The sequence below is a fragment of the Ruegeria sp. HKCCD7181 genome (genome assembly GCF_057221055.1).
Window position 1 is genome coordinate 164890 of record NZ_JBWVBC010000001.1, and the last position, 16054, is coordinate 180943.

A 16054-nucleotide genomic window follows, 5' to 3' on the forward strand; every position below is an offset into this window, starting at 1 on the left:
TGCGAGGTTCAGGCTGCACGCGACTCGACAGAATTGAAATCAGGCCACCGATCCGCCGTCGGTCAGGTCTTCCAGAAATGCGCTCAGCAGCTGAGCTTTGCCGGCGTATCCTGATTTTTTATAGATCGAGTTGGTTTGCGCCTTGATGGTGCCTTCCTTGGCATTGCGGATCTCTGCCATTTCGGCGGTTGAACACCCTTTGATCAACAGGCGGGTAACCTCGCGTTCCGCGTCTGAGAAAGACCACTTCTCGAAATAGGCATTCAACAAATCTTCAAACGCGCTTGAAGCTCTGGCCACTTTATCCTCAAGCGTCTCCTGATACCGGCGCATCTTCAATACCTCGAAACCAAGAAGCATTATTGCACCAAACAGGGACAACATGATCAGGACTTCCCAGACATGAATGTCATCCCATTCATCAATCCAGGCTACACCCATCGCTTCGCCGATATCTTCGAACAGCATGACAAAGGCGCAGAAAAGTGAGGCGAAGAACGAAATCGTCAGGCGTTTTTTTGATGGCATTGAAGCTTCCACAGAGAATAGAGGATTGATCGCGGGTTCTTACGCCAGGTACACGCGGCACCTCAAGCGACAACTGCCGGGGCGCTGCCAAAGGTTGAGGCGCTCAACGACTTTATTTCGATGAAATTACGTTTCGTGGTAGCCCAGCGGTACCCACGCTATCTCCAGTCAGAGACAAATATCGGCTATGTCACTGAAAAAAGTGGTGAGCCGTGCAGGATTCGAACCTGCGACCCACTGATTAAAAGTCAGAGGAACGCTTTCTACCTCCCTTTGTCCACTACAGTCCACAGCCATCCGCAATCTTCCAGAACTCCACCTGATTTATATAGCTTTTAGCCTCCTGGGCGTTGTCCCCTAGACAAAATGCGTCTACAGTTGTCCATATCTGTCTGTCATAATCCAGCCTATTTTGTCCCCCATGAGTCCCCCAGAGGCGATTTAATGAAAAAGGAACTGAACGACCGATACCTAAAGAGCCTTAAGCCACCGGCAGACGGGCGGATTGAAATATCGGACACCAAGCGCACCGGGTTGCGATTGCGGGTCTACCCCGCCCGCGCAGTGTGGATGTACGAAAAGCGGGTAAAGGGTGGTGCGAAGCGCAAGCACACCTTTGGCACCTACTGCACGTGGTCATCTACTGGAAAGCGTGAGGATGGCGCGCTTGGGTTGGGGGAAGCACGGGCATTGGCCCTAGAGATAGAGGCAGAGGCAGCACGTGGCTTTGACCGTGTACTTGAAGCCCAGCAAACCCGCAGGGATCAGGAACGGGCCGCAGCGACCGCCCAAACTCTGCAAGATGTTCTCGACGTGTATAACGAACTGCACCTTTCCACGCTGAAACGGCAGGATGAAAGAAAGCGCCAACTTGAGGACGCGTTGCGCAATCACCTGTCCCAGCCAATCGGTGACCTGAACCGAGCTAGCCTGCAAAAGCCGATTGATGACAAAGCCAAAGAAGGCAAGATGTTCATGGCGAACAGGATCAGGGCCGCGCTGAAGCACTTCACGCGCTGGGCGTGGCGGCGTGAATACCTAAGTGAGGATGTGGGCGACCGGCTGGAACGCGCAACCAAAGAACAAATCAGGGATCGTGTCCTTAGCCTGGACGAGGTTAGAGCTATCTGGAAGCAAACCTATGAACTAGGTGACCTTTGGGGGCCTCCGGTGCGCATTCTGTTGCTAACCGTTCAGCGCCGCACCTCGATCAACAACCTGCGTAAAAGTGAACTGGAACTTTCAAAGTCCCGGTTCAAAAAAAACATATCACAGGAAAAGAACGACCGGGGGCATATCACCCACCTATCGGCCCCGGCAATGGCCGAGATTCAAGCGGTTCAAACCCGTCATGAGCTGGCGAAGGCCGAGAGGCTCAAAAACAAGAAATCCGGCAAGCCCCCTGCTACATCTGATTTCCTGTTCACCACCACTGGCCGCACCCCAATTTCCGGGTGGAGTAAAATGAAAGCCCGCCTTGATGAACTGTTAGGCGACGATTTCGAGGCGTGGCGTCTGCATGATTTCAGGACTGCGTTTGCCACCCATATGGCCGAGCGCGGCATTTCTGAATCTGTTGTGGATCGGGTCTTGAACCATGCGGCCGCAGGATCGAAGCCAAGCGCTGTTGCCCGCGTTTACAATCAGGCCGAACTGCTGGCTGAGCGAGCAGTCGCATTAGACAAATGGGCAGAGCTGATAACGCAGGAAAGTGCGGACGTGATTGAGCTAGAAGGGCAGCGGAATGTTTAACCCAACTGGATATGTATCCCTCTATGACATTGCCTCTGAATACCGCAATGCTGGCGTCGGTTGGGATGATTTTGCCGGCCAGATTGGTCAAGTTGAAGCGGTGTCGATTTATAACCCTGGCGAACAGCCGACCCAGGTTTCGCTTGATTTGTTGAGTATGATCCAATGGGGCGAACGGATGGAGTTTGCGTTCATTGATGCAGGTTCAGGCGTGGTTTCACTCGCCAAGATCCGGGACGCAGCAAAAGGCATGGAGCCAGAACTGTTTGTTGGTGTCGCTATTCTGTTTGCCACGGATCAGGCCAACTTGTCAGGGCATCCAATTCCCCTAGATTTTGCACAGAAGTTGGAGGCCTTCGAAGGGCAGCAAATAGTTCTGCCTGAGACTGAAGCAGACAAGCTCATTTTCGCGCTTAAAAATATCAGCACGAAATCACAGCGAAACACGAGCCTGTTGCGCGAAGACGTTGAGCGCGACTATCAAATCTGGCTAAACCAACTCCCCGGGCGCAACCCAACCGAGGCCCAGCGAGACGAATGGTATAAGAGCTACGGGGTTTCTCGGGCGCGTGAGAGAGAGTTGTGGAAAAGGTTTAAACCTGAAGGCGGCTCTAAGCCCGGTCGCCCACTCAAGTCCCCCCAATAATAGTAAACCCCGCCAAAAACTGTCCATTACTGTAAACGGCGGGATTGGCGGGGTTTCCGCGACGTTTTCGGCGGGAATATCCTGCTGGACTTCGTGCAAAGCGGCCCCGGTGAATTGGTCCGTTATCTTCAGCATACCGGCTTTGACATTGCCGCCATATCCGGCACCGACGAACTGCTGCCTGCCTTTCTCGGTTACTACAGGATCGGGCAAGGAACCTATGACACGGAGCGCGCCCTGCGACACCTGATAACGTGGCCGCCAATCGCAGCGGCGATATTCGAACGGATGGAAAGCCGAGGTTTAGCCAAATGATTTGTGAAGCCGCTCAGCAGGCCCGGATAGGTGACTTTGACACCAATGGGCGGGATTGGGTTTACGTCGCTGGGTATCGTATTGCGTTGGATCGCACAGCCTGCAATCTCGGCGGCTCACGCGCTTGGTTTCTCTGCCCCGGTTGCAATCGTCGCTGTGGTGTTCTGTATCCGCTCAAGTGTCGGATCTGTCTTGGGCTGCGGTATGCGTCCGAGGCAAAGGGCGTTCAGGACCGGGATTATCAGCAGGCATTCAAGCTGCGGCGCAGTCTTGGGCAGTCTTCTGGCGGGCTTGAACAGCCATTCCCGGCAAAGCCCCGTCTGATGCGCTGGCACACGTACTTTCGAATTCGTCGGCAGGCGATGGCGCGAGAGGCGCGGATACTCCGTAGATTGGCCGCTGGCCTGCCCCATGGGGTCAAACAAACTGACGCTTTTTTCAGGCGGTCCATGCAGCAACAGAAGCCGGATTGCCCGCATGGGGTGTTACTGGATGAAGGTTATACGAACTGAAATACTTGCGCTTGTCTGGTGTCTTGGATCTCTCAGCACAAAGCTGCTCGTATACCATGAAATAAGAGGCCTCTATACCTAGTTCACCATCGGAAAATCCGACTGCAGACCAGTCTACGTTGCCAATGCAGGCCTCAGGAGGGAAAAACTTGAAAGCCAGTTGCCGCGTTTTTCACCTGCGCTTGCTGGTGACCAAGTTGACATGGCCGTGGAAATGCACCCAAAAAGAATCATCAAAATCCATTTGCGCACTTTGGCTCGGCCTTGCAGCTCTTCCTTAGGCATTAACACCTTATTTCTTTTCAATTTTTCTTCTCCATTCTTAGCTGACGCTCTGCATCGTTAAGGCGCAAGACACTTCGCGTTCTTAAAAACTAGTGGCTGGCACTTTTGGGAAAGTTACTGAGCGGTCCTACCGCATCCTGTCAAAAAGGAAACTCAAGCGAGATAACACCGATTGTCTGGTCTTCAAATTGAGAGTGGAATTCTTTGGTTAGGTAGGTGAAGCCTACAAAAACTGAAACAGCAACAACACGAGCTTGCAGCCCCGTCCGCACACGGATTCGTTCGTTTTCCATCTCAACGGCAGACCAGGATGGAAAGAAATCGCTATGGGTGACGTAGGAATAGTCAGCTCCGATCAAGAATGACAAATCGCCCATCCTATCTGCTCTGTTTGGCGAAGATGGTTGCAAAAAGCCTGAAACAGGATCCCGAACATAGCGCTCTGCCTCTGCGTAATCCCCCAAAATTACATCAAAGCCAATTCGACCGAAAGTCTCGTACCCCGCCTGCGCGCCCAGAAACGGACGGATAGATAATTCGTCGTTTAGGCTGTAGCTCCTCGCGATTTCACCAGATACCATACCAGTTACGTCGTCACCTACATGCTCGTGCGGCATGTCTCTCGGAAGATAACCTGCGATACCAGTTGTTTCGTGAAAGCTCTGCTGAAAATCTGCGATATTTGTTTGGTCGCCTGTAAACAAAATTTCAGCACCGAAGTTATAGTCCAATTTCCCAAACCGGTCGTTCGCAAATGCTCCAAATCCCAGCATTCCGACATAGGGTCGATCATCATTTGCTGGCTGAGCTTTCGCACCCCAAGGCGAAATGATTTCAGCCCTGCCTCGTAAGTCATGTGCGATACCGCCGGTATTTTCACCTTCAAAACCAAGGAAAAGCGTGTAGCTCGCAGAACGCCACCTGTCTCTCCCATCTCCAAGAAAGTCATTGGTAAAAAAGCTGGACTTTGTCGGCCCTGAAAATGCAGAGGTCGCCAGAAAAGACGCAAAAACAACCAGAAATAATCTCTTCATATACTATACCTCAATTCGACGGAATATGGGCGATGCAGAACCAATCGTTAGCGAGCAGGCATTAACAGACGACTAATTTCTTGCCGCCGAAATAGAGCTTGGGGTCAAACTTGGCCTCATCTGTCTTGATTTGTTCGATACCTGCCTGAGTGCACGAGAAGTAGCAGGCAACAGACCGGTGCGTTAATTCACTATTATTGTTCTTGCTTAAAAAAGGTTTGGAAATTGGTGAAAGGAATCAGCCTTGTTTTGCACGACAACGACACCGTTCGATGTTCAGGACGTATTACCGGTACTTTCAAGGCATTGCGCTGAGGTCGAAACTGCGTGGAAGATTTTACGGCCCCATTTTGGAATTCAACTGAACTTCGGGTGTGGGCGAACCGTATCTGCACCAAATTTTTTTGATGTAGTAGCAATGGGAGCGTTGGTAGAATTGCTCAAGTCGCCTCAGGACATTGATAGAGCAATAGCAATTTCCACGAGTATCGCTGACGAAGTTGCGGTCTGCATGGACCAGTGCGATTCAATACGCCCGTTCAGCAAGCGACAGCAGGATGCAGTTCGGGGTTGTCTAAAATCTTTGCTGGATGATTGGTATTTCTGTGAATCAGAAAGATTGGAAGCGCAAATATGTAGAAACATTACTATTGTAGTTTCACGTATTTATCAAAGAGTTCAAGGAGGATTGGTTGGAGAGATATATTGTTCGAGCATTTCTGAAGAGGGGCAGGCATTTGCTTTGAATAAAACCGCGTAAATCGCATGCGTTTATTGCCAGGGGATTTAACCCTAAAAGCTATTGATTGAGAATGGCCTACCGGTAGAGAAGAACACAACAAATACGATTCATTTGGGGTTTCGAGGGACGCAAAAATCCGTTCAACACCACCGATAAAATCCTTACTGGGTGCGCAATTTTATTCATTAAAACAATCCTGTATTGAATCATTCAATGTAAATGAACCCTGTGAGTCATTTTGCAACATTCTGCGGGCAACTGCCTTTTCTTCCTCGGTCATTCCTCCCTCATCCAAGAAAACTTCAAAGGCAGCTTGCAGTCCGCATAATAAATATCTCTGATTTCCGTTTTTAACGTCGCCGATCATTTCAGAAATTGCTTCGACAAACCAATGGGTATTTTTCATGAAGCCCCTCAACTTCTTGTTTTAAGTACCGTAGGGGAACCTTGGTTAACGGCTGGTTAACCAAGGTTTTAATTGCGGGTCATTTTGGCCACACTGTAACTTTGAATCCGAGGGTTGCTCGCCTAAGTATGTATTGATTAGTTTCCAGATTGCATCTGCCGTCAGAGACATCCCCTCTGCCCGAAGTCGAAGTTCGGCGTCAGTGGCGCGCTGCAAAAAATCATCACCCATAACGATGGATCCCATTTACAAAATTTTCACCAAGTTGAACTGACTTCCTTAATAAAAGGTAAACTGTCGCTCAATATGAGTAAGTTTGTATGTGTGCAAACAGGTGTAGGCACAACATATATGAAACAGATTGCTTTGTAGATTTGTTAGCCTGTGACTGTTTCTAGGCAAGCAACACTGCAGTAAAAAATTTACTCAATTTGGTCAAATCTGTCAGTGCCCTGCTGGAAAGCCCCAGGCGCCTACTTTTACGAGCTTATCAGTGTTTTGAGAGCAATGTTAACCCTGTTTAACAATTGCTTACCACTCTTCCGGCACGCTCACTAACTATTAACCATGATCCACCACCACTTAGTTCCGCGATGGAATCAAGTGGTGAAACGAATGCTAAGATATATTTTTGCAAACGAGCTGAGCAGCTATCCGACACTGGCAAGCGGCATGTTCAAGGATAGAGCAGATCAGTTCAAAACCAGATTGGGTTGGGATGTTCAGGTAAACGCTCGTGGAGAAGAAAGGGATCGGTACGACGATTTGAACCCGCTTTATGTAATTTGGGAGGAATCCGATGGTTCACACGGCGGATCAATGAGAGTTTTGCCGACGACCGGTCCCGTAATGATAAATGATGTGTTTGGACATCTTACTGGCGGTTACCCAGTACGTGATCCGCTGATTTGGGAGGTTACTCGCTTCTGCTTGTCGCGGAATGCGAGCCCCTTCACAGCCGGTGCTATCATGTTGAGTGGAGGTGAATTGATGGAGAAATTTGGTCTTTCCCATATAGCAGGTGTCTTCGATGCTAGAATGATCCGCATTTATCGACTGATAGGTTCCTCTCCAATAGTTTTGGGTTCTGAAGGGAGCGGGCGTGAGCAAGTTTCTGTGGGGCTTTGGCCGTACTCACCAGAGGACTGCAATCGTGTTGCGGAAAGAGCCGGAATATCTAGGGAACTGTCCAGAATGTGGATCAACACAGCTCTTGGTCGCTTCAAGTCTGAAAAGCCCAAGATTGAGCGCTTTGCGTAGGATGGCTCGCGATAAAAACTTGTCGCTGTTGATCCGTAGGTAGGAAGCCAATGAATCTTGGGAAGGTAAGAAGCTGATAACGCGTGTACTCACGACCCTACAAAACGGTGTGCGACAACTAACTTCGTGAAAAATTGCTTTATTTCCAAATAAAATACGTCGCACTAATTCTTTGCCCGAAAACAGGATTCTTGAAAGATTGCACTGGAGCAACAATGAATCGGAATTGAGTAATGCCATCATATTCCTACAAGTTGAGGCCAGGTGAGGTTTCCAATCGGGTTACCGAGTCCCACTTTGGCGCAAATTTTCGGGAAATGTCCCACAATATTGGTGAAGCATTCGATATGTTAGGTGTCACGCAATTACGATACCCAGCAGGAGCAGCTCAAAAAGAAAACATAACACACCTGGAGAACGGCGAGCTAAATCAGAAGCTCCAAGAGTTTCTGGACTGGGCAGTTGAAAGAGGCACACCATTTACGCTTAGCGTACCCGTGGGAGACTTGCTCGCCACACAGTCGCAAATGCGTGATTTTGTTAACGCAGTATATGACAAATTGGGTGCCAGTAGTAAGCTCCTAAACGCGTTTGAAATAAGCAATGAATACTGGTCCTTTCAGAGCGCTGGCGAATATGGAAAAGACGCATCCAGTGCCGTTACCTACCTCAAGCATGCCATCGATGATTTAAATGATACTCGCGAGAATATAGAAGTTGATCCAAAATTCCTGGTACAAACCGCACCGCCATGGCACGTTGGAAATAGTACCATGGATCAAAAAAACAAAGAAATAATACGGCATTTCGATGCGAACAAAGATTTATCCGACGGTTTACAGGCAACTGTGGCAAGTGAAGCCATCGACGGTATTGTTTCTCACTACTATTATTACAAGGATCATGGCGACGACAATACATTTTCCGATGGGTATTATGAACATCGGGAAATCGGCCCCAGAAAGGATATGTGGGACAAGTATTTTGAGAAGGACCTCGATTACCATATCACAGAATGGAACGTGCAAAATGCCCGTATCGATCAGCAGGGTCTAAAGGCTGCTTCGGTTATCCTAAAGCAATTTGAAAATATGTTGAAGGCAGGAGTCGATGCTGCCGATGTGTGGTCTGTCAGAAATAAGAACTATAATTCTCTGGCAGGTGGAACTTTAGAGGAGAACCCAATCCAACCAACTCCCGCGGGCCAAATCTTCATGTTGATGAAGGAGAGCCTGTTGGGGAAAGACGGAGAAGGATTGTCACTGTTGCATTTGGAGGGCGTTCCTACCAAGAATAGACCAATTGAGTTTAATGCCTACACTGGGCAAGATAAAACAGTTATCTACGTTTCAAATAGAAGCGACGATTTTGATGTATCCGTTGACTTGGATCTAACTGGCCTAGGTGGAAGTAACGCTAGCCTGTCCGTGAGAAAGGTGGGCATCTTAGAAGGGTCAGCGGATGGGTTAAGTGACCGTGCTGCTTTCTATGAAGATGGTAGATTCGTCAAAGGTTCCCGAAATAAGCTTCGGATAATTGACGAAGCCGAAAAGGCAGCAATAGAAGCGAAGTTCTCCAATATTCTTGAACTCGATGTTTACGAAAGATTTTACATCGGGGAATACGGTAACGGCAGCTACCGAACGTATATTCCTGATCCCTCAACGATTCTGTTGAAACCAGGGAAAACTCCGGAAACTGCGACGAGCCTTGATGATTATTATTTTGCGAGTGAGGTGGATATCACTGTCGATGTAGAGCAACTTTCTTTTGCCGATTCTTCGAGTATCCAGTTGGAACTGGACCCATATGAAGTTGTCGAAATAGTACTTCTTCATCCCTCTACTTTTAGGGACTTACTCCTATGCCGTTCGCTCTTCGATTTACAACCCATCTCGGATTTATTTATTGGCGACCAAGACACCGAATTACTCAACAATGGCCTCAGAGAAGAGGCGTTACTTGGGGGCGATAGCTCAGATTCATTTATTTTTCTCGTGGATGAAGAATCGGGCATGTCTCCCAATTCCGAGCCGGAGTTCGATCAATTTGGGAGAGAATTGCGAGAAGCATATTCTGAAGATGCACAATCCTTGTGGGGTGATCGAGAAGTCACAACGGTTTTGGATTCCACTCCTGTTAACATATTGGAATCTAGCATTTTGGTTTTGGATGAAGGTGACTATTTTTTCTGACAAACAACTTGAGGCAGGAGGCGGCTTTTGGCCTCTGCCATAGGTTTTTTTGGTAACTCTGTTTGAGCTGAGGTTTTCATGTCAATGCGTTGAGGAACTCAGCAGGGCAATCTGCGACAACTTCTTCCAAGGGTGCGCAATTTCCTAAAGACGAGACCCCGCACGTGTTTTCTATTACCTAGGATATCAACGATCCGTTTTTATGGTCGCGAGCCCATGAAGGGGCACTGATACGAAGAACGTGCGCAACTAGTCGCTCACGTGTTGCCGCAAGCCCCCATGGGGATTGGATGTTCTACGGCCATGCGGGGCTTAACGAACAATCGATTGCAAGCTGGAGGCTGATAGACTTACGGGCGTTCAGGGCGGCGCTGATCCGGCACAGGACAACCGGCACGCATTTGCTAATGGGCGACAAGCGCAATGCAGACGGTACGTGCTTTAAGTGGTTTGATATTCGGTCCTTTCCGAAGGAACCGCCGCTCATCGTTGCTTCTCAAAACACGGTGATGTGACAATTTGATTCACTTGCAAGGTTACAGTTTTTGATTGTTGACTCGCCCGTGTTAGATTAAAGCGAATCACTTTTAGTAGTGGAGGATTTGATGTCAGAAAGAACTGATGCATTGGCAGAGCTGGGTATTGCGATTGGTGCCGACGAACATTTCTCCCACGACCCAAAACAAAACACTGCTTTGATTTCTTATGGTTTTTCCGGTTACGGTGAGTTCACTCCAATTTCTGTAACCGGTGGAACCGAAATTTGCCATGCCAACATGGAACGAAATAGTTCAAGAGATTAGTGGTCTGGGGCAAGCTAATGCCTGCGACCTCGTCACAACAAAGTACTTAAGCGCACTCGAGGCCAGAGTTGGAAGACCTGTCATCGCCTACTACTCTGGCTGGCTGCAGAAGAAATCGCCGGACGGGCGCATTCACCCAGAAGCCGCAATAACTGATCTAGATATGAATGGCCTGATGGCAGTTGTGCACAACGTGCCAAGAGACAAAGGGCTGGATTTAATTCTTCATACTCCTGGTGGTAGCGCTGAGGCCACTCGGGCTATCGTAGAATATCTTTATAGAATGTTTGGAACAGACATTCGCGCAATCATCCCTCACATGGCTATGTCGGCAGGTACTATGATTGCTTGCGCGTGCACTGAAATAGTGATGGGTAAACACACCTCCCTTGGCCCAACAGACCCACAGATCAAAGGTCATCCCGCTATGGGGGTTCTGGCAGAAGTTGATCAAGCAATTGAAGAAATCAAAAAGGAACCACTGAAGAGACTGGTTTACGAGCAAGTATTTGCAAAGTACCCACCTGCATTCATCCTTGATTGTGAGCGAGGCGTTGCGGGTACACGGGACATGGTAACGCGTTGGTTGGCCGGTAACATGCTTAAGAACGAGGAGAGCCCGACAGAGGCAGCTTATGCAATCGTTGAAAGCTTGATGGACTACAAGGGCACGACAGAACACGCACACCACTTCATGATTGATAAGTGCAGCGACATGGGGTTGAAGGTTGTTTCACTAGAAGGTGACCAGGATCTTCAGGAAGACGTACTCAGTGTTCATCATGCTTTCGTTGCATCGTTTGGAATGACGAACTCAATAAAAATAATTCGAAACTCGAATGGAGGGCAATGGACGGTCGGTGGGCAGTAAATCTGACGGAAATGTCCCCTATTTGTCCCCCAGACGCAACAGAGCATGAAGCAAACAGGGGATATGCCAAGAGCGCTCGGCGCTCAACAAATTGATATTAATTTTAAAAAAGTGGTGAGCCGTGCAGGATTCGAACCTGCGACCCACTGATTAAAAGTCAGTTGCTCTACCAACTGAGCTAACGGCCCACTCTTTTCTGGATCTTGTCGATCCGTGGCGCTCTCTAAGGCATTTTCCCAACCGGGTTCAAGTCCCTAATTTGCACCTCGTTTCACGCGATTTATCAGTGTTTCGCGCGCCCCGATAGGCGGCCTAATTAGGGAGGTGACGCAGGGGGGTCAACCCCTTTTTTCAGGAATCTGCGCGTCAGGGTGGATTCGTTTCTCGACGAGCGTTATATGCCCGCCATGCAAAAGACTCACCCCATAGGCTTGCCCTTCATGAAGATGCACGGGCTGGGCAATGACTTTGTCATTGTAGACGCGCGCGCGCAGGCAGTGGCGGTTACTCCGGCGCTGGCCAAGGGAATCGGGCACCGGCAGTTTGGTGTCGGGTTTGACCAATTGGCCGTCATCGAAAACGGCGACGCGGATGCCCATCTGGTATTCTTCAATGCTGATGGTTCAACCTCGGCAGCGTGTGGCAACGCAACACGGTGTATCGCCCGGTTTTTGATGGATGAGCAGAACAAAAACGAACTGACCCTGACAACCGAACGCGGCACGTTGCTGGCACGGGATGCAGGTAATGGCCTGACCTCAGTCAATATGGGACAGCCGCAACTGGCCTGGAACGAAGTTCCGCTGGCCGAAGAAATGGACACGCTGGAACTACCGATCGAGGGCGGACCAACGGCTACTGGAATGGGCAACCCGCATTGCACGTTTTTTGTGGAAAATGCCGAAGCGATACCCTTGGAAGAGTTCGGGTCCCGCTACGAATACCACCCGCTCTATCCAGAACGCACCAATGTTCAGGTTGCGCAGGTGATTGGCCCGGACCACATCCGTATGCGCGTGTGGGAACGGGGCGTAGGGATCACGCTTGCTTCTGGTTCATCCTCCTGTGCAACGGCCGTTGCAGCAGCGCGACGCGGCCTGACCGGGCGCAAGGTGCAGATTGAACTGGATGGTGGAACGATCTGGATCGACTGGCGCGAGGACGGGGTTTGGATGACCGGGCCGACCTGCCACGTCTTTTCGGGAACCCTGACACCCGCGTTTCTGGAGACACTGGGATGAATCCGCCCAAATTCACCACATTGGGCTGTCGCCTGAACGCCTATGAAACCGAGGCGATGAAAGAGCTGTCGCAACAGGCGGGTCTGCAGGACGCCGTGGTTGTGAACACCTGCGCCGTCACCGCCGAAGCCGTGCGCAAAGCGCGGCAGGAAATTCGCAAGCTACGTCGGGAGAACCCGAACGCGCGCTTGATCGTTACCGGTTGCGCCGCGCAGACGGAGCCTCAGACTTTTGCATCGATGGACGAAGTTGATGCCGTCATCGGCAATACCGAAAAGATGCAGCCTGAAACCTGGAAAGGTATGGCGGCCGATTTCATTGGCGAAACCGAGAGTGTGCAGGTCGACGACATCATGTCCGTGACAGAGACAGCGGGTCACCTCATCGATGGCTTTGGCACCCGCTCTCGCGCTTATGTGCAGGTCCAGAATGGCTGTGACCACCGTTGCACCTTCTGCATCATTCCTTATGGCCGTGGCAACTCGCGCAGCGTTCCTGCCGGCGTTGTGGTGGACCAGATCAAGAGGCTGGTGGACCGGGGCTATAACGAGGTGGTTCTGACCGGTGTCGACCTGACGTCGTGGGGCGCGGATCTACCGGCGCAACCCAAGTTGGGCGATTTGGTCATGCGGATCCTGAAACTCGTACCGGACCTGCCGCGCCTTCGGATCAGCTCGATCGATTCTATTGAAGTGGACGAGAACCTGATGCGTGCCATCGCGACCGAACCGCGCCTGATGCCGCATCTACACCTATCGCTGCAACATGGCGACGACCTTATTCTGAAACGGATGAAGCGCCGGCACCTGCGCGATGACGCCATTCGATTTACCGAAGAGGCCCGCAAGCTGCGGCCAGATATGACCTTTGGCGCCGACATCATTGCTGGCTTTCCGACCGAGACCGATGCCCATTTCGAGAACTCGCTGAAACTGGTCACAGAGTGCGATCTGACCTGGTTGCATGTCTTCCCCTACTCCAAACGCGAAGGCACCCCGGCAGCCCGCATTCCACAACAGACCAACGGCAACATCATCAAAGAACGCGCGGCCCGCCTGCGCGCGGCCGGAGATCTGCAGGTGGCAAAGCACCTGACGGAGCAGATCGGGAAAACACATCGGATTCTGATGGAGAACCCGCATATGGGCCGGACCGAACAATTTGCCGAAGTGACATTTGTCACACCAAAGGTTGAGGGTCAGATTGTTGAATCCGAAATCTCCGGCAACACCGACACGTATTTGGTTGCCTGACACGGATCTTATTCAGCTGGTGGCGGCGGACACGGCGGCGGTGTCATAGAGCTCCTCGCATTCGTGACCAGATCATCCCGAAACCGGCAGATGATAACCACCGGCGTTTCCCCCGTCTTGCCGGTTTCTTTGTGCCTCCAGGCTGTCACCGCGACACCAACCACGTGATTGCCCTCGGCGATAGTTTCCTTCATGGTCCAATGCTCCATCTCGAAAATGTCGGTAAGATTTTTCAGGTAGGCACGGCCCAAACCCAGCGGCATCACGCCCACGAGGGTAAGTTGTTCAGGCACCAACTCAAGGTCAGCTGAGCGGGAAATGTTAGCCTTCGCTCCTTTGGCTCCAAGGTCTGCATTCTAGTTGGCTAAAACGGATTCGAATTTGTTGGGGAACAAACCCGTGATGCGGTGACCGCGAATTTGATGGTCGAGAAATTCGAGCGATTTGGCTCTGAAGTTACGTGTAGCACCCGTAGTTCTTCGCGTGGAATTTAATCCAAAGACCTGTGGCGTATCAGCAACGATAAATAAAGAACGAACCTTTCTTAGCGTCCACGATGCAAGTGCTTCTGTTAAGCGTAAAGAAAACAATAGGATTCCACGTTAGAGCAGGCGGCGGATGAAAGGCATTATTACAGCCTTGGCAGGGCTTATCCTGATGGGCCTGCCGGTGGCATCAGAAGAAATACAGGTTGGAAATGATACAGGCGGGCGGTTCTTGAGCCGCTTAGTACAGATTGAAATCGCCAATCGGAAGAACGCGCAAGTTCAGATAATCGGTGACTACTGTTATTCCAGCTGCACCTTGCTTCTGGGTGCGGACAACGCGTGCATCGCATCTGATACTACGTTCGGGTTTCATGGCCCTTTTCTTTCGTCTCGAAAAGAAATGACCAGAGATGAATTCGACAGGTATAGCGCTTCGTTTTCCAGCTATTATCCAGAGCCGGTGAGAAGTTGGTTTATGTCCACGGCTAGATATGCCGGGCCAGATGAGCTTCTTTTTATATCGGGTGAATACCTGATAAGCATTGGCGTGAAGGAGTGTTGAGAACTCCCCGGTGGGCTACTTCTCTAAGTGGATGGCACAACGCCTTCAGATGCGGTCGGATCAAAAGACTGTTGATGCTCGTCGATATCCTTCGACGGCAACAGGGGACATCGTTTCAGATGGTCTTTACTTCGGAGTAAACGTGAAATTGCGGATCGGTCATTTGAGCCCGCTTGGAAAACTGTTCAACCCCGTGACTGGGAATGTAGGCATCTGCATTTGCTCCGAAAATCGGAAAATTGGGCTCGAAACGGCCATTGGAAGCGAATGAAGCAGCCGCAGCAAAACCTCTGTTGACAGTCGCCCACATAAGAAAAGCCCCGCGCGTCGCGCAGGGCTTGTCCGATCTTATCGCAAGAACAGAAGTCAGACCGACTTCTTGCCTTTCACCGGCGCCCACAAACGCTTGTTGACCAGATACAACAGCACCGAGAGAACGGTCAGGAACAGAACGCCGACAAACCCGGCATTTTTGCGGTCCATCATCTTGGGCTCAGCTGCCCACATCAGGAACGCTGCTACGTCTTCGGACATCGCCTCGACAGTGGCAGGGTGCCCGTCTGCAAATTCGACTTGATCTTCCGACAGCGGCGGGCCCATCGAAATCCAGCCACCCGGGAAGGCGGTGTTTTCATACAGAACCGCGCCCGCTTCTTCCTTTTCGTGACCAGTGTAGCCATCGAGCAGCGATGCGATGTACTCAGCGCCACCCATGCCTTTGAACAGTTGGTTGATCCCCAGACCGTATGGTCCGTGGAAGCCTGCGCGTGCCTTTGCCATCAGGCTCAGGTCAGGTGCGCCAACACCGTCATTGGCGGGGAAATGATCGGTCGGGATGGCCGGACGGAAATCGTCCAGCTCCGGATCGAACACTTCGAAGTTGTCAGCCGCATAGGCGATGACTTCTTCTTCCGAATAGCCCAGCGCTTCGAGGTCACGAAGCGGGACGTACTTTAGTCCATGGCATGCCGCGCAAACCTCGGTATAGACCTGAAGTCCGCGCTGCAGCTGGTGCTGATCGTAGGTGCCGAATGGGCCTTCGAAAGAGAATGCGAAGTCCTCGATATGCTCATCGCCACCACCTGCTGCGAAGGATGCAGCAGGGGTCAAAGCCAGAGCAAACGCGGCGCCGATTGCAAGTTTCTTGAACATGTTTCCGGT

Annotated in this window: 18 protein-coding genes and 1 tRNA gene; 13 read left to right on the forward strand and 6 right to left on the reverse strand. The window is 50.8% G+C overall.

Features of this window, described 5'->3' with window-relative positions:
• Positions 1-39: 39 nt before the first annotated feature.
• The gene (locus AC2TCY_RS00840) at positions 40-528 is read right to left on the reverse strand and encodes a helix-turn-helix transcriptional regulator (RefSeq protein WP_480844847.1); all 489 of its coding nucleotides are present in this window, start codon (positions 526-528) and stop codon (positions 40-42) included.
• Positions 529-972: 444 nt separating this feature from the next.
• On the opposite strand from AC2TCY_RS00840, the gene AC2TCY_RS00845 reads away from it, so the two are divergent.
• The 4 genes from AC2TCY_RS00845 (at position 973) to AC2TCY_RS00860 (ending at position 3753) form a co-directional block, all read left to right on the forward strand.
• On the forward strand, positions 973-2280 hold the full coding sequence (locus AC2TCY_RS00845; protein WP_480844848.1) for a tyrosine-type recombinase/integrase: 1308 nt from the start codon (positions 973-975) through the stop codon (positions 2278-2280).
• Positions 2273-2926 (forward strand): hypothetical protein, encoded by a 654-nt coding sequence (locus AC2TCY_RS00850; protein ID WP_480844849.1) that lies wholly within the window; start codon positions 2273-2275, stop codon positions 2924-2926. Before AC2TCY_RS00845 ends, AC2TCY_RS00850 begins: the two co-directional genes overlap by 8 nt.
• A 114-nt stretch (positions 2927-3040) precedes the next feature.
• Positions 3041-3241 carry a hypothetical protein gene (locus AC2TCY_RS00855; RefSeq protein ID WP_480844850.1) on the forward strand — a complete coding sequence of 67 codons (201 nt, stop codon included), beginning with the start codon at positions 3041-3043 and terminating at the stop codon, positions 3239-3241.
• Positions 3238-3753 (forward strand): hypothetical protein, encoded by a 516-nt coding sequence (locus AC2TCY_RS00860; protein ID WP_480844851.1) that lies wholly within the window; start codon positions 3238-3240, stop codon positions 3751-3753. The genes AC2TCY_RS00855 and AC2TCY_RS00860 overlap by 4 nt, the downstream gene beginning before the upstream one ends.
• A gap of 425 nt (positions 3754-4178) precedes the next feature.
• Here AC2TCY_RS00860 and AC2TCY_RS00865 read toward each other — a convergent pair whose 3' ends face one another.
• Entirely contained in the window at positions 4179-5072 is an 894-nt protein-coding gene (locus AC2TCY_RS00865) for a lipid A-modifier LpxR family protein (protein ID WP_480844852.1), read from the reverse strand.
• 244 nt (positions 5073-5316) lie between these two features.
• On the opposite strand from AC2TCY_RS00865, the gene AC2TCY_RS00870 reads away from it, so the two are divergent.
• The gene (locus AC2TCY_RS00870) at positions 5317-5832 is read left to right on the forward strand and encodes a hypothetical protein (RefSeq protein WP_480844853.1); all 516 of its coding nucleotides are present in this window, start codon (positions 5317-5319) and stop codon (positions 5830-5832) included.
• A gap of 160 nt (positions 5833-5992) precedes the next feature.
• Here the strand turns inward: AC2TCY_RS00870 and AC2TCY_RS00875 are convergent, their stop codons facing one another.
• On the reverse strand, positions 5993-6220 hold the full coding sequence (locus AC2TCY_RS00875; protein WP_480844854.1) for a hypothetical protein: 228 nt from the start codon (positions 6218-6220) through the stop codon (positions 5993-5995).
• Positions 6221-6835: 615 nt separating this feature from the next.
• Between AC2TCY_RS00875 and AC2TCY_RS00880 the strand changes: the two genes are divergently transcribed.
• From AC2TCY_RS00880 to AC2TCY_RS00900, 5 genes are all read left to right on the forward strand, one after another.
• Positions 6836-7480 (forward strand): acyl-homoserine-lactone synthase, encoded by a 645-nt coding sequence (locus AC2TCY_RS00880; RefSeq protein ID WP_480844855.1) that lies wholly within the window; start codon positions 6836-6838, stop codon positions 7478-7480.
• Between the two features lie 233 nt (positions 7481-7713).
• Positions 7714-9675, forward strand: a complete 1962-nt coding sequence (locus AC2TCY_RS00885; protein WP_480844856.1) for a calcium-binding protein — start codon at positions 7714-7716, stop codon at positions 9673-9675.
• Positions 9676-9965: 290 nt separating this feature from the next.
• Positions 9966-10190: a hypothetical protein gene (locus tag AC2TCY_RS00890; RefSeq protein WP_480844858.1), complete on the forward strand. Its 225-nt coding sequence runs from the start codon at positions 9966-9968 to the stop codon at positions 10188-10190.
• A 90-nt stretch (positions 10191-10280) separates the two neighbouring features.
• Positions 10281-10478, forward strand: a complete 198-nt coding sequence (locus AC2TCY_RS00895; RefSeq protein WP_480844859.1) for a hypothetical protein — start codon at positions 10281-10283, stop codon at positions 10476-10478.
• Positions 10444-11349 carry an SDH family Clp fold serine proteinase gene (locus tag AC2TCY_RS00900; protein ID WP_480844860.1) on the forward strand — a complete coding sequence of 302 codons (906 nt, stop codon included), beginning with the start codon at positions 10444-10446 and terminating at the stop codon, positions 11347-11349. The genes AC2TCY_RS00895 and AC2TCY_RS00900 overlap by 35 nt, the downstream gene beginning before the upstream one ends.
• A 112-nt stretch (positions 11350-11461) precedes the next feature.
• Here the strand turns inward: AC2TCY_RS00900 and AC2TCY_RS00905 are convergent.
• Positions 11462-11537 (reverse strand) — tRNA-Lys (locus AC2TCY_RS00905).
• A gap of 210 nt (positions 11538-11747) precedes the next feature.
• Between AC2TCY_RS00905 and dapF the strand changes: the two genes are divergently transcribed.
• The gene (gene dapF, locus AC2TCY_RS00910) at positions 11748-12590 is read left to right on the forward strand and encodes a diaminopimelate epimerase (RefSeq protein WP_480844861.1); all 843 of its coding nucleotides are present in this window, start codon (positions 11748-11750) and stop codon (positions 12588-12590) included.
• The gene (gene mtaB, locus AC2TCY_RS00915) at positions 12587-13843 is read left to right on the forward strand and encodes a tRNA (N(6)-L-threonylcarbamoyladenosine(37)-C(2))-methylthiotransferase MtaB (RefSeq protein ID WP_480844863.1); all 1257 of its coding nucleotides are present in this window, start codon (positions 12587-12589) and stop codon (positions 13841-13843) included. The genes dapF and mtaB overlap by 4 nt, the downstream gene beginning before the upstream one ends.
• Positions 13844-13851: 8 nt before the next feature.
• Here mtaB and AC2TCY_RS00920 read toward each other — a convergent pair whose 3' ends face one another.
• A complete protein-coding gene (locus tag AC2TCY_RS00920; protein ID WP_480844865.1) occupies positions 13852-14136 on the reverse strand; it encodes a nuclear transport factor 2 family protein in 285 nt (94 codons plus the stop codon).
• A 325-nt stretch (positions 14137-14461) separates the two neighbouring features.
• On the opposite strand from AC2TCY_RS00920, the gene AC2TCY_RS00925 reads away from it, so the two are divergent.
• Entirely contained in the window at positions 14462-14893 is a 432-nt protein-coding gene (locus tag AC2TCY_RS00925) for a hypothetical protein (RefSeq protein ID WP_480844866.1), read from the forward strand.
• 366 nt (positions 14894-15259) lie between these two features.
• Here AC2TCY_RS00925 and AC2TCY_RS00930 read toward each other — a convergent pair whose 3' ends face one another.
• On the reverse strand, positions 15260-16045 hold the full coding sequence (locus AC2TCY_RS00930; protein WP_480844867.1) for a cytochrome c1: 786 nt from the start codon (positions 16043-16045) through the stop codon (positions 15260-15262).
• Between the last annotated feature and the right edge of the window lie 9 nt (positions 16046-16054).

Bases quoted from the DNA above. Each gene is read 5' to 3' on its own strand.
- AC2TCY_RS00840 (WP_480844847.1), bottom strand. From the start codon at position 528: ATGCCATCAAAAAAACGCCTGACGATTTCGTTCTTCGCCTCACTTTTC.
- AC2TCY_RS00845 (WP_480844848.1), top strand. From the start codon at position 973: ATGAAAAAGGAACTGAACGACCGATACCTAAAGAGCCTTAAGCCACCG.
- AC2TCY_RS00850 (WP_480844849.1), top strand. From the start codon at position 2,273: ATGTTTAACCCAACTGGATATGTATCCCTCTATGACATTGCCTCTGAA.
- AC2TCY_RS00860 (WP_480844851.1), top strand. From the start codon at position 3,238: ATGATTTGTGAAGCCGCTCAGCAGGCCCGGATAGGTGACTTTGACACC.
- AC2TCY_RS00865 (WP_480844852.1), bottom strand. From the start codon at position 5,072: ATGAAGAGATTATTTCTGGTTGTTTTTGCGTCTTTTCTGGCGACCTCT.
- AC2TCY_RS00875 (WP_480844854.1), bottom strand. From the start codon at position 6,220: ATGAAAAATACCCATTGGTTTGTCGAAGCAATTTCTGAAATGATCGGC.
- AC2TCY_RS00880 (WP_480844855.1), top strand. From the start codon at position 6,836: ATGCTAAGATATATTTTTGCAAACGAGCTGAGCAGCTATCCGACACTG.
- AC2TCY_RS00885 (WP_480844856.1), top strand. From the start codon at position 7,714: ATGCCATCATATTCCTACAAGTTGAGGCCAGGTGAGGTTTCCAATCGG.
- AC2TCY_RS00890 (WP_480844858.1), top strand. From the start codon at position 9,966: ATGTTCTACGGCCATGCGGGGCTTAACGAACAATCGATTGCAAGCTGG.
- AC2TCY_RS00895 (WP_480844859.1), top strand. From the start codon at position 10,281: ATGTCAGAAAGAACTGATGCATTGGCAGAGCTGGGTATTGCGATTGGT.
- AC2TCY_RS00900 (WP_480844860.1), top strand. From the start codon at position 10,444: ATGCCAACATGGAACGAAATAGTTCAAGAGATTAGTGGTCTGGGGCAA.
- dapF (WP_480844861.1), top strand. From the start codon at position 11,748: ATGCCCGCCATGCAAAAGACTCACCCCATAGGCTTGCCCTTCATGAAG.
- mtaB (WP_480844863.1), top strand. From the start codon at position 12,587: ATGAATCCGCCCAAATTCACCACATTGGGCTGTCGCCTGAACGCCTAT.
- AC2TCY_RS00925 (WP_480844866.1), top strand. From the start codon at position 14,462: ATGAAAGGCATTATTACAGCCTTGGCAGGGCTTATCCTGATGGGCCTG.
- AC2TCY_RS00930 (WP_480844867.1), bottom strand. From the start codon at position 16,045: ATGTTCAAGAAACTTGCAATCGGCGCCGCGTTTGCTCTGGCTTTGACC.